We start from the raw sequence: 14,432 nt of genomic DNA on the forward strand, positions 1-14,432 counted from the left end.
GGCTAAGGAATATGTTGCTAATAGATTATTTGAATCCATTGAAAAACTAGAGGTTCTGTTAAATAAATTGTTAAATGCTGGGGGGGTAACAACCAGCCTGAAACCCATACCTTTGTAAGGATTGAGCCAATCCGCTGCTCAAAAAAGATAGGCAGCATAATTGTTACACGCTTGCCTATCTCAAAAATAATGATACCAACATTCTACCTCATTCATTTAAAAAAACAACTAAGTTCAGCTCAATTTAAACTGATTGAAATCTTGCTACCCTTGATACAATCAGAAAAACAAGTGAGATTAGAACGGCTCTCGCGGGTATTTCCCTATCCAATTACAACAGAAAGTCGGCGTAGAAAACTACAAAGATTTCTCGATTTGCCTCACTTAACTATCTCACTAATTTGGTTCCCATTAATTACTTATTGGTTGATTACTTATTGCCGTGTTGGTCAAACTTTATCAATCGCAATCGACCGCAGTCAATGGGGCCGCATTAATCTCTTTATGGTTAGCCTGATCTGGGAGCGAAGAGCAATTCCATTATACTGGTCACTGTTGCCCAAATTGGGAAACAGTAACTTTGAATCACAAACAACCCATTTACAGCAAGTTTTACCATTATTTTCAGAATATAAAGTCATCGTTTTAGGAGACCGTGAATTTTGTTCTGTAGATTTGGGAAACTGGCTAAGGGAAAAGGGTGTATCTTTTTGTTTAAGACTGAAAAAAAATCATTGTATCGAAACGGAACATTTAGTTTGGCAACGGTTAGATGAATTAGGAATAGTGCCAGGAACCTCTTTATATTTTCAAGGTAAAAGAGTGAGGAAAACTCGACCTGCGACCGGATTTGAGCTTGCTTGTAAGTGGAAAAGGAACTATGGGGAATGGAAGGTTGATGAAGCGTGGTTTATACTCACAGATTTAGGGTCATTGCCGGCAGCTATCAATGCTTATAAGCAGCGGATGGGTATTGAAGAAATGTTCCGAGACTGTAAAACAGGAGGCTACGATATTGAAGGAACCAGCTTAAAAGGAGACCGACTTATTAACATGATTTTGCTCATGACACTTGCGTACACTTCAGCAATATTTCAAGGCACTGAACTGAAAAAAAAGCAGGTACAAAAATATGTATCTCGTCGCAAAGAACCTAAAAAAAGATATCCCAGACGGAGTACATTTGGTGTTGGTTTAGATGGAGAAAAGTGGGTCAATTATCTCGAACAATATTCTGACGAGGTAGAACAGTTAATGAAGTTAACTCCCAATAAACGCCGCTTTTATCAACAAGGTATGCGGGCCGCAACCCTTATACAGTCTATCTCGTAGACCTCTTTGTCACCCCCCCAGGTTAAATGAAGGAGAACTAATTATGAAATGGAACCGAAAAGTAAAAAATAAAGGTAACTTAGTTAATGCAGTTTAGATGTTTGACAGCTTATGACTTCGGCATGGTTACAAGGAAAAATAACTAAGCTTCAGGGACAGGAAAAGTATGTTTTTCGTCCTCAAGAGACGGGTAGAAATAGCAGAAGACATAGCAACTTTTGGATTTCTTTATATGGCGAAAATTGGCTGATAGCTTTTAACGAATGTCAGAAGTGGGTAGAGTCTAGGCTGATTTTTGTTCGCAATAAACAGTTATTTTCTCAGAAGGGAATGAGGGCGATAAAGCTTATAGGGCAACCGCTTTAACCTCATTGTCGCCCCCTGAAAAAATCCAGTCAACACTCAACAATTACGGACGGTGCAACCGGAATAGATCTAATTCATATGCGTTAATCTGTGTTGATCTGCCTGTATCTGCGGTTAAAAAAAGATAATTTCTCGGGCCGCAGATGACAATGGATTGAGGCTGATTCACGCAGATGACGAGAAGAGAGATATGAATAATTCCGATGCTAACAGATTTGATCTCAAAAGTAATGTAGTTTGAGGCTTTAAGTTGACTGTAAAAGAATAAGGCGAATGAATTGCTGCTGAATTTTCTTAAAAGTTTAACAGCAGTCTAATTTATCAACAACCCCACTTTTAGAGAGCCGAATTTACCCTTGTTTTAATTCGCCAATCTGCAACTCAATCACCCACTTATAACCTCCCCGGGAGTAGAAAAACACCGCGCTAACGATCAACATGGCAGTGAAATTGTAAATTCTGTACCGAGACCTAAAGTTGAGTTTACCTCTAGCATACCGCCGTGTTTCTCAACCACAATTTGACGTGCGATCGCCAAACCCAATCCCGTGCCTTTCCCCACACCTTTGGTGGTAAATAAGTGGTCAAAAATCTTTGCTTTTATCTCATCTGATATCCCTGGGCCGTTGTCAGAAATGCGAATCGTCACCCACTCAGAAGACTTCATTTCTGTCCGAATCGTGAGGCAATTGGCTTGGGCTTTGATCTTCTCAAAACTCCGTTCCCGATTTGATTCTTCCAGTGCATCAATGGCATTGGCAAAGATATTCATAAACACCTGATTTAATTGTCCGGGGAAGCAATCAACTGGTGGCAGGTTCCCGTACTCTTTGACTACTTCAATAGCGGGACGCTGTTCGTTGGATTTCAATCGATGTTTGAGAATCAAAAGTGTACTGTCAATTCCCTCATGAATATTGAAAGGAACTTTGTAATCTTTGTCGGCTCGGGAGAAGGTACGAAGACTGGTGCTAATACCTTGAATGCGATCGCACCCGACTTGCATCGAATTCAACATTTTGGGTAAATCTTCTAAGAGATATTCGATATCGATATCTTCTGCTTTTTCTTCAATCTCCTCGCCCGGACTGGGAAATTTTTCTTGATAGAGCTGCAAGTATTCTGTAAGATCTTTGACAGCGGCGATCGCTTCATGGATATTCCCAGAAATAAAACCGACTGGATTATTAATTTCATGGGCTACCCCGGCTACTAAATTGCCCAACGCCGACATTTTTTCGCTCTGTACTAATTGCAGTTGAGATTGTTCAACCTGGTGGGCATAATCCTGCGCTTGCTGATACAATCGCGCATTTTCTAAGGAAATGGCAGCCTGAGTGCAGAGGAAGTTGAGGATGAGGAGGCGATCGCGAGTAAACACTCCTTTTGTCGATCGATGTTCGAGATAAAGTATGCCAACTAAGTTCCCGCGATCGAGAATCGGAGTACATAGCATACTCTGAGACTGATACTGGAGCGTACAGTCATTCATTAAACCCGGAATCTCGGTTTGGCCACCTTCAATAACCACAGTTTCCAGGGTATGTTTGACATAATAAACCAGCTTGAGCGGAATCCCCACAGAGTTATCCAGAGGTTGGCTTTGCAGCAGAGTTGTGGGTGTCTGGTTATCGGAATTGATGTGAGTTATTGCCCGGATTTGCCATTCATCCCGATCGGGGAGTAGCAAAGCACAAGTTTCTGCCCCAGAATTTTTCAAAATAATTTGGTTGAGGGTATCGAGCAATTCATCAAGCTGAATTTTACTGGATAAAGCTTGAGCAGCTTGCACAATAGATGCGAAATCAAGGGCCTCGGAAATACTGGTGCTGCTATTACTGGAAGTCTGCGAAGAGTGGCTAATCGTTGCCAGCGTTTCTAGAGGATTAAAGCGAAGTTTGGGCTGATTCAGGATGGGATGAAGTAATTGGGGATAGCGTTGTTCTAAGTCTTCAACCTTGGCTGCGGCACCCCAACGGGCATAACAGTAATATGCTTCCTGCATATAGCTGGCGGCAACTTTTTCTTTGTCCCAATCTAGGTAGAACTTGGCAGCTAATTCGTTGGCGATCGCTTCGTCTTGGAGGTATTCGTTTTCTTTGGCTCCTTTAATCGCCAGGTCATAGAATTCTATGGCTTCTGTTTTTTGATTGAAAACTCGATGTTTTTCCGCTTCTACCAGATGATATTTATGCTCGTAGTTCATCGGAGCGTGCTGCATCCAACACTGCATTTTTTCCTGATTGTTAGTAAGCTTACTTAGGTAATGCGATCGCTCTTGGGAACTGACGTTGGGGTAGTTCGCCAGCAGTGCTAGGGATTGGTAGAAGTGCAAATTGACGAAATTTTCTGACCCAACGCTAGAGTAACTCGCTGCCTTAGCTGCACTCTCCACTGCTGGCTCGAACTCTTCGAGCAGATAGAACAGAATCGTCTTTGCTAAAAAGGCATGAAACAGAGCAATGAGATCGTTCTGTTCAAGGAGGTTTGACAACATGGTAGATTCGTCAAATATCTCACCACTTAACTGGAGTGGATTGACCGCTTTTCCCAACAAATTTAACAATAATTGATACCAAATTTGGGAGATAGAAATAGAGTGTTGCCATTTCAAATACAGCAACAATTCATGGTATTTTTTATGTTCGGTTTCAACAGTTTCTAGATTTTGTCCCGCCAGGAATATGTAGAAACAATAGTTGGTGATGCAGTAACCTGTATATTCGTAATTCCCGCTTTCTAGCCCAATCTGTACCCCCTCGGCAAGAGGAGATAAACTTTCTCGTAAAGGCTCCTTCCAATGGTGGACAAAGGTGTAAAACATATTATAGGTAACAACTTTGTGTTCCCTGGTTTCAAAGTGTTTGAGCAGTTGCAGTGCCAGCCGCCCTGCTTGATATCCGATATCAATGTTGCCCAAAGGGCCGCATAAGAGCGTGCCATACCAAGCATAGGTTGCTGATGCCAGAGGAGAGTGACCGCCTTCTACACAAAGTTTCACTTGTCTGACGATTACTGGCAGCAGAATTTGCGGTCTGCCTACTAGAACAGAAGTAAAGCTGACTTTAAGAATCCGCATGGCTGCTAGTTGTGCGGGGTCAGTCATTGTGGGGTAGTCTTCCAGGCATTCTAAAGCGGGTAGTTTCACTAAAAATTCCTGCTCGCTCAGGTTAACGGGGTAGCCCAGCAGTTCTAATGCCTGCAATCCCGTATCAATGGCATCGTTCACTTGGTGTTGCGCCATATGAACTTGGATCTTAATCTCGTAAGCGGGGATGCGATCGAGCAGCGTTTTCCCGTGCTGCAATACCATTTCAACTAAGGTATTTGCGGCTGCGAAATTGGTGTTGAGATATTGGGCCTCTGCCGTTTCCACAACGATTTCTAGGGTTAAATTGTACTGAGTTTGCCAGCGCGAGCTCGATAGCAAATCCATCGCCGTACTCAGGTATTTGACTGCTGCCACATAGGCTGTGGATGCTTTGGCTTTCCGTCCTGCCGTCAAGTTCAACCGCGCCAGTTCTTCGAGTTCCGCTGGTTGAGAAATTAACTCCAATCCTATATTCAATTGGTTGACAATGGCAAAAATTTGCTCTTCCCGTTCTTGAATCGGGGTATTCTGGAGCAACAGTTGCCCGATTTTCAGGTGAGTTGCCTGTTTTTTGTCAGCAGCAATTAAAGAATAAGCGGCTTGTTGGACGCGATCGTGCAAGAAGCGATAGGAAACTGTTTGAGAAGTAGCTCGATCGATATTGTCTTCTTCCCCTACATAAAATTTATAAATCTCACTCTGAGGTAAAACCAAACCTTCCTGTAAAGTTTTCCATAAAGCCGTTGCCGTTTCAGTCTCCGAAATTTGGGCAACAATTGCTAATGTTGTCAGATCGAACTGATTGCCAATGCAAGCGGCTAATTTTAAAACATCCTGAGTTTCCACGGGTAATTTCTGTAACTGCTGCGCCATGAATTCAACCACATCATCCGTGAGGGCTGCTTCTGTAATTTTGCTGATATCGCACTGCCAATAGCCTGCTTTGATATCAAAAATAATCAATTCATCCTGATGCAAGGCTTTGAGAAACTGCGTAGCAAAAAATGGGTTTCCTTTTGTCTTCTGATACACCAATTCCGTCAGCGGTTCTGCTAATTTAGGAGAACAACTCAGCGTATCTGCTACTAATTGATTCAAACTGGTTCGAGCCAGAGGTGCAAGTGTGATGGTATTGACAGTTGCCCCTGTCTTAGTGACTTCATCTAGGGTCAACATCAAGGGATGGGCAGCGGAAACTTCATTGTCTCGATAGGCTCCAATTAGTAGCAGGTGACTGGACGGGGATTCACCTATGAGCAACTGCATCAACTTTAAAGATGCCGAATCCGCCCATTGTAAGTCATCCAGAAACATCACTAAGGGATGCTCTTTTGTAGTAAAGACCGAGATAAATTTTTGGAAGAGTAAATTGAACAGATTTTGAGCAGCTATCCCTGATAATTCTTGGGCTGCGGGTTGTTGTCCGATAATCCGTTCTAGTTCGGGAATTACTTCAATAATGACTTGACCGTTGTCACTGAGTGCTGCTAAAATTTTGGTTTTCCATGCTTGGAGTTGGAGATCGCTTTCACTGAGCAATTGTGTCATTAAATCGCGAAAGGCTTGCACAAATGCCGAAAAGGGAATATTGCGATTGAACTGGTCAAATTTACCTTTACTGAAATAGCCATGCTTTCGGACAATGGGTTTGTGAACTTCATTGACCACAACGGTTTTTCCGATGCCGGAAAAGCCTGCAACGAGCATCATTTCGCTGTTCCCTTGTGCTACTCGTTCAAAGGCTGCTAAAAGTTGCTGTATTTCTCCTTCTCGACCATAAAGCTTTTCAGGAATCAGGAAGCGATCGCATACATCCCGCGTTCCTAACTCAAAAGTTTCAATCTTTCCAGTTTCTTGCCACTGCTGCAAACAGCGTTCTAAGTCATGCTTCAATCCCAAGGCACTTTGATAGCGTTTTTCGGCATTTTTTGCCATCAGCTTCATGACAATATCCGAAACCACCTGCGGGATTTCTTTCCTGTTTATTGCAGGAGGTTGTTTGGCAATATGACAGTGAACCAACTCCATGGGGTCGTCACATTCAAATGGCAGTTTTTCTGTCAGCAGTTCGTAAAATGTGGCTCCCAGAGAATAAAAGTCGGTGCGGTAGTCGATGCCTCGGTTCATTCGTCCAGTTTGTTCGGGAGAAATATAGGCGAGGGTTCCTTCTAAAACGTTGGGATTTTGAATTTCTTGGGTTTCTCTTGGAAGTAGGGAGGCGATGCTAAAGTCTATGAGTTTAATTTGTTTGGTTTCGGGATGTATGAGGACGTTAGCTGGCTTAATATCTTTGTGAATGACTCTGTTTCGGTACAGTCCGTCAAGAATGTCAGTTATTTGAATGGCTATTTCCAATATTTCTGCTAGAGTCAGCGATCGTTCTTGGGCGTAGTCTCGCAGAGAAATACCGCCAAAATCCTCCATTACTAAGGCATAGCTGTGGCGATAGGACTCTAAATTGTAGGGTTCAACTACTCCAGGCAGACGTAGATTTTTGGCGATGGTGTACTGGTTGCGGAATTGCAGCAGTTCGCTGAAGCTGGGATAGTCTCGATTTAATAGTTTAATGACAACTGGAAGCTGGTCTGTTTCTCGGAAGGCTCGATAAACTAGGGTTCTCGAACCACAGTATAATTGCTCAACCAGATGATATCCAGAAATTCCGTTCGTAAAATCCACTGCGGTACTCCTCTGGATTACTCCATGTTAGACTTTGACTGTTGTAAGTAAGTATACACTTTTATTTGTCGAGTCTAACGATGATTGAACAGCGATCTCCAGCAGACAGACTCTACCGCTTCTACTCTTTCTAACTTTTGAACAGAAAAATTGCCATCTATCAAGATAATCTTATCCTTTCATCGGCAATAAAATTGTAAACTCCGTCCCTTCTGCCAATACAGAATTTACCTCTATTGTGCCGCCGTGTTTCTCAACTACAATCTGCCGTGCGATCGCCAATCCCAACCCTGTGCCTTTTCCCACTAGCTTGGTCGTAAATAAATGGTCAAATATTTTTTGTTTGACTGATTCATTCATTCCCTTACCATTATCAGAAATGGTAATTTTTACCTGTTGATTTTCCGCGGAAGTGATAATTTTAATTCGATTAGGGTTAGCCTTTATTCCCGCAAAATGCCGCCCAATGTTTGACTCATCCAACGCATCGATCGCATTGGCTATAATGTTCATAAACACCTGGTTAAGCTGTCCGGGGAAGCATTCGATCTCGGGAATATTGCCGTAGTCTTTCACTACAACGATTGCGGGTCGCCGATCGTTGGCTTTCAATCGATATTTGAGAATTAAGATTGCGCTGTCGAGGCCAGAGTGGATGTTGAAGGGCGCTTTGCAGTCTTTGTCGGCTCTAGAAAACGTGCAGAGCGTCGTGCTGATACCTTTGATGCGATCGCAGCCCAATTGCATCGAGTCAATCATTTTGGGCAGGTCTTCGATAATATAGTCTAAATCAATCTCGACCGCATGGTCGGCAATGTTGGCAGCAGATGCTTGGGTGCGATACAAAGCTAGATGTTCTGTTAAGTCTTGAACTGTGCGTTTGGCTTCATTCAAATTGCCAGTTAAGAAGCCGACGGGGTTATTAATTTCATGAGCAACGCCAGCAACTAAGTTCCCCAAAGCCGACATCTTTTCGCTTTGAATCATTTGCAATTGGGTTTGCTGCAAGTCATGTAAGGCTTGCTCTAGCTGTTGGGCATAGGTTTGCGATCGCTCATAAAGTCGGGCATTTTCTATAGAAATTGCCGCTTGAGCGCAAAGTAAATTGAGGAGTTCCACGCGATCGCTGGTAAACGCCCCAGTTGCTAAATTATTTTCTAGATATAAAATGCCCATCAATTTACCTTGATGCAAAATTGGGCTACACAAGATACTTTTCGGCTGCTGACGAACGATATACGGGTCATTGGCTAAGGTTGGATCGACCGTCGCATTAACTAGCACAGTAGTCTGCCTGAAGTGCAAGACTTTGTAAATCAGCTTCAAAGGAATATCCTGACTTTCTTCAACCCGAAGGCGCTGCAACACGACTGGCTCTGACCCCAGGGTAATTGACCCTTTAATTAGGAGGCGATCGTCTCGCAAGAGCATGAACACGCATTTATCAGCTCCAGCATTTTCGATGACGATCGAAAGCAACGATGAAAGTAGTTTTCCCAGTTCGATTTCACCGGAAATAGCATGAGAAGCTTTGAGGATGGCACAGAGGTCGAGGGAATCGGAGACAGTGGAGGAGGAACTGGTGGAAGTGACGGTTCCCACTGCAAAGACAGTTTCGTTGACCGAGAGGGCAGAGTGAGCTTGCCCGAGGCTAGGAGCCAGCAGTTGCGGGTAGCGACGTTCTAGGTCTGCAACTTTGGCTTTGGCTCCCCAGCGAGCATAGCCGTAGTAGGCTTGGGTCATGTATTCCTGGGCGATACGCTCTTTGTTCCATTCCAGATAGAACTTAGCACTTAGTTCATTGGCTAAAGCTGCATCGTTGGTGAACAGATGCTTTTGAGCCAGCGCGATCGCCTGGTCATAATGCTCAATGGCAGCGGCTTTGTTACCGAACACCCGATATCGCTCTGCTTCCACTAGATGCCATTTGTGCAAGTGATTCATCGGGGCATTGTGCGCCGATTGGTGCAAAGCCGCTTGATGGGTAGCAACCACAGTCAACTGTTCAGTTTGCTCTGGTTCTGACCCGGTGGGCACGAGTGCCAGATGCGTCAGCGCCGCATAGAAATGGAAAATGGGAATAAAAACCGTTCCCGACAGTACCATCCAACAGGGCTTGAGTTGGGTGAGGATATCCACAGCAGCCGGATAATTGCCGCATGAGTAGGCAAGCAGCAGTTTGAAGATGTAGACAACGACAATCATCATGAGTTCGTTATCCTGCTGGTGCTTGGGCAGCATCACGGTTTCATCATAGGCAGTACCCATTAGGCGATCGGGCTGGCTCACCGTTTCTCGCAAATTCTTTACCGTTTGCCACGTCATGTCCAAAAGAAAACGCGCTGAATCATTGTTCATCTGAGCCATAGCAGCACTGTAAGCTGCTAATTCGGGTTCCAACATATCTAGCTCTACACCTGCGAAAAAAGCCAGATGGGAGTAGCTTCCGATGTCGTAGCCCGCACTGAGCAGATTGCCTGTTTCCATACCTGCCTTGTAACTCTCTTTCAACGTCACAAGTGCTGCCCGCAACGCTTCCTGGTGAGGTTGAATGAAAAATCCAAACATCCCCAAAGTGATGCACTTCATACTTTGAGTATTCAACCGCTCCAGCACCGAGAGTGCTAATTGACCAAATTTATAGCCAGTTTCGACTTCGCCGAAAAAGGCACACAGTACCATGCTGTGAGCCACATAGCCGATCGTTGAGGCGGGGGCATTGCCAAACTCCAGGGATAACCGCACCATCGTCGCGCCCAACAGAGGCAGCAATCCCGGCATCCCCTGGTACACGGCTGAAAATAACCTTCCTAACAGTTGGATGGCGGCTTGAGCATTGGGGTCGCTCATCGCGGGCAAATCAACCAGTTCGGCAATTTCTCTGCCCTGGAGTTGCTGGTTTAGCTGCTGTAAAGCACTGCCAATCCTGGCTGAGTCTGCTTCTGTCGGGAAATCTACCCCTAATTGCTTCAACGCCTCTGCACCGACTGCGATCGCCTGCAATGCTTGGTTACGAGCCGTGTGTGCTGCGATTTTAATTTCGTAGATTTTCACTTTGTCGAGAATCGTCTGTGCCTGCTGCAAGACGAATGCGGCAAGCTGCTCCATGCCCTCAAAGTCACTATTCAAGTAACTGGCTTCGGCGGCGGCTACATACAGATTGAGCGTCAATTCGTACTGAGTTTCCCAGCAGTCTGGCGAAAGTAACTCCAGCCCGCTTTGCAAATAAACCCTTGCGGCAGCATAAGCGGTCGCACTTCTGGCCTTAGTTCCCGCTTTTAAGTTCAGTTGTGCTAGAGTTTGCCGTTCCTGCGGTTGCGCGATTAACTCTATGCCTAAATTTAAATGCCCGACAATATCAAAAATCTTGTCTTCTCGGTCTATTTCTGAGAGCTTTTGCTGGAGCAGTTGTCCCATTTGCAGGTGGGTTGCTTGTTTCTGGTCGGCAGGAATTAAAGAATAGGCGGCTTGCTGGACGCGATCGTGCAAAAATCGATAGGTCGGATTAACTGTATCCTCTGCCTCAGACTGTCCCGCACCCTGAAAAAACTTGTAAATCTGACTCGTGGGTAAAATCAAGCCTTCCTGCAAGGCTTTCCACAATGCTGTTGCGGCATCGGTTGGCGATTTTTCTGAAACGATCGCCAATATTTCCAGATCGAACTGTGCTCCTACACAAGCAGCTAGCTTTAGTATCTCTTGAGTGGCTTCTGGCAACTTTTGTAATTGCAGCGCCATGAACTCCACCACATCCGAAGAAGTGAGCGAGAGCGATCGCACTGCTACCATATCGCACTGCCAGTGTCCGACTTGCAGATCGTAGGCAATGTAGCCCTCCTGATGCAGGGTTTTGAGAAACTGCGTGGCAAAGAAAGGGTTGCCTTTGGTTTTTTGATAGATTAACTCTGTCAGCGGCTGCGCTAGAACTGTGGAACAACTGAGGGTGTCGGCAACCAAACGATTGATGTGAGATTGACTTAACGGGGTGAGGGTAAGGGTGCTGATAGTTGCTGAGTCTTTCTTCATCTCCTCCAATGTCAGCATTAGTGGATGAGCGGGGAAGACTTCATTATCTCGGTATGCCCCGATCGTCAGCAGATAGCCCACCTCGCTTTGACTCAGCAACACTTGCATCAAGCTCAATGAGGCTGAATCTGCCCACTGCAAGTCATCGAGGAACATCACTAAAGGATGTTCTGCTTTAGCGAATACGGCAATGAATTTCTGGAATAGCAAGTTGAAGCGGTTCTGGGCGGCACTACCTGAGAGTTCTGGAGCAGCAGGTTGTTTGCCTATAATCTGTTCGAGTTCGGGAATGACTTGAATTAGGACTTGCCCGTTCTCACCCAAAGCTGAGAGGATTTTGTCTTTCCACTGCGCCACCTGAGTATCACTTTCACTCAATAGTTGTCCCATCAAGTCCTGTAAGGTTTGCACAAAGGCACTCAACGGGATGTTGCGGTTGAACTGGTCATATTTACCTTTGATGAAGTAGCCCCGTTGTCTGACAATTGGCTTGTGAACTTCATTCACCACTGCGGTTTTACCAATTCCAGAAAAACCTGCCACTAGCATCATTTCTGTTGCACCATTACTAACTCTTTCAAAGGCTTGGAGCAGGGTTGCTGCGTCGGTTTCTCGTCCGTAGAGTTTGTCGGGGATGAGGAAGCGATCGCACATATCCCGTCGCCCAATCTCAAAGACCTCAATCTTATCAGTTTCTTGAAGTTGATGTAAACAATTTTCTAAATCAGCTTTCAGTCCCAAGGCACTTTGATATCTATCTTCAGCATTTTTCGCTATTAACTTTATGACAATATCACAGAAAACTTGCGGGATCTCTTTTCCGTTTTTCTCCCTTAATTCCGGTGGATTTTTTGCAATATGACAATGTACTAACTCCATCGGATCCTTTGATTCAAAAGGCAATTTTCCTGTCAGTAATTGGTAGAAAGTCACACCTAAAGAATAAAAATCAGTCCGGTAGTCAATCCCCCGATTCATTCGTCCTGTTTGTTCTGGGGAAATATAAGCAAGTGTCCCTTCTAATACATTGGGATTGATGAGTGCTTGGGTTTCTCGTGGTAACAAGGATGCAATACTAAAGTCAATTAATTTAATTTGTTTAGTTTCGGGATTAATTAAGATATTACTGGGTTTGATGTCTTTATGAATAATGCGATTATCGTACAATATATCTAAGGTATTACAAAGTGCGATTGCAATTTCCAAAAACTCTTTCAAAGAAAGGAGTTTTTTCCTTTTCACCCCCCATTCTTCAAGAGAAATTCCCCCAAAGTCTTCCATCACTAACGCATAGCAATTTTGATAGGGTTCCAAGCTATAGGTTTGGACGATTAGCGGTGAGTTGAGATTTTTGGCAATAGTATATTGATTGCGAAACTGTACCAATTCGCTAAAGGTGGGATAGTCATTTTTCAGCAGTTTGATGACCACAGGTAATTGGTCATTGGTACGGATAGCCCGATATACCAAGGTTCGACTTCCTGAATAAACTCTTTCGATAATTTGATAGTTGGGAATTTGAATGATTGTGGGAGAATTACTGTTTTGGTCGGAGGGATTCACGTTCATAGTTGTTTGATATTTTATGAGTTAGTAATTGATTAAATGAGTTGAAATGCCAGGAAAAATTAACTTTTGTGTTCCGCTTGAGTTGGTAAGGTAATGATAAACTCTGTTCCTTTTCCCAGTATAGAAGTACAGTTCAATTTTCCACCGTGAGTTTCTTCCACAATTTGACGCGCGATCGCTAATCCCAAACCCGTTCCTTGACCCACACTCTTAGTAGTAAATAAATTATCAAAAACTTGATCCCGCACCGCTTCACTCATGCCAATACCATTGTCTTTAATCCGAATTACTACCTGTTGTCTATCGCCCGATAATTCTGTATTGATAATAATTTGATTGGGATTGGCTTTGATCTCTGCATAACTCCGTCCAATATTTGATTCATTCACAGCATCGATTGCATTCCCCAAAATATTCATAAATACCTGATTTAATTGACCGGCATAGCACTCTATTCTTGGTAGATCGCCATAGTCCTTAATAACTTTGATTTCGGGGCGAGTGTCGTTGGCTTTCAGACGATGCTTGAGGATCATAATTGTACTATCAATGCCCTCGTGAATATTACAGGCCACGGGGCGATCGCTATCAGCACGCGAGAATGTCCGCAGACTAATACTAATGTCTTGAATTCGCTTCACGCCTTCTTGCATCGATTCAATTAACTTGGGTAAGTCTTCCCGGATGTAGTCAAGCTCAATGGTTTCGATTTCTTCTTGAATTGCTGGATGTAGTTGAGGATATTTTTGCTGCACTAGCTCGAGCAACCCAAACAAATCGTTAATGTAATCTAAGGCTGGGGTAATATTCCCAGTCAGGAAGCCGACAGGGTTGTTGATTTCGTGAGCGACACCAGCTACTAAATTACCCAAAGCTGACATTTTTTCACCTTGGATAAGTTGAATTTGAGCTTGTTGGAGTTCTTGTAAAGTCTTTTCTAGAGCTTCAGACTTTTGTTGACGTTCAGTTTCGGCGCGTTTGCGATCGCTAATATCCAGCACATTACCAAGAATCACTGCTTTGCCATCGAGGATGATGCGGTTGAGCGTGACATCGACCTCAAAGACTGTATTAGAATCAATTTTTCTGACATTCCACTCAAATTGAATTGTTTCCCCAGCTAAGACCCTTGTCCACCAGTCTTCTAACAGATGGAACGGATTATCCGGTGTAGAATAGTCATCCACGATCGAGCATTGCAGTGCTTGCTCTCGCTCCACACCAAACATTTCTAGCAGTCGGTTATTAACATCCAGCACATTGCCATGCAGATCGTGAATTATGATGGCACTCCATTGGTAACAAGTTAAGCTTGTATGGCAGTTGTCAAGGGGATTTGAGAAGATGTGTCAAAGAAAAATTGATGATT

At 44.0% G+C, this 14,432-nt stretch carries 4 protein-coding genes; 1 reads left to right on the forward strand and 3 read right to left on the reverse strand.

Annotation, left to right across the window (positions count from 1 at the left end):
- Positions 1-189 precede the first annotated feature (189 nt).
- Positions 190-1,332: an IS4 family transposase gene (locus QUA78_RS29715; RefSeq protein ID WP_333304896.1), complete on the forward strand. Its 1,143-nt coding sequence runs from the start codon at positions 190-192 to the stop codon at positions 1,330-1,332.
- Between the two features lie 799 nt (positions 1,333-2,131).
- Here the strand turns inward: QUA78_RS29715 and QUA78_RS29720 are convergent.
- From QUA78_RS29720 to QUA78_RS29730, 3 genes are all read right to left on the reverse strand, one after another.
- The gene (locus QUA78_RS29720) at positions 2,132-7,468 is read right to left on the reverse strand and encodes an AAA family ATPase (RefSeq protein ID WP_333304898.1); all 5,337 of its coding nucleotides are present in this window, start codon (positions 7,466-7,468) and stop codon (positions 2,132-2,134) included.
- Between the two features lie 171 nt (positions 7,469-7,639).
- Positions 7,640-13,063, reverse strand: a complete 5,424-nt coding sequence (locus QUA78_RS29725) for an AAA family ATPase (protein ID WP_333304901.1) — start codon at positions 13,061-13,063, stop codon at positions 7,640-7,642.
- Positions 13,064-13,122: 59 nt separating this feature from the next.
- The gene (locus QUA78_RS29730) at positions 13,123-14,409 is read right to left on the reverse strand and encodes an ATP-binding protein (RefSeq protein WP_333304903.1); all 1,287 of its coding nucleotides are present in this window, start codon (positions 14,407-14,409) and stop codon (positions 13,123-13,125) included.
- Between the last annotated feature and the right edge of the window lie 23 nt (positions 14,410-14,432).

This window comes from Microcoleus sp. K4-B3 (assembly GCF_036704615.1).
Classification (GTDB): Bacteria; Cyanobacteriota; Cyanobacteriia; order Cyanobacteriales; family Microcoleaceae; genus Microcoleus.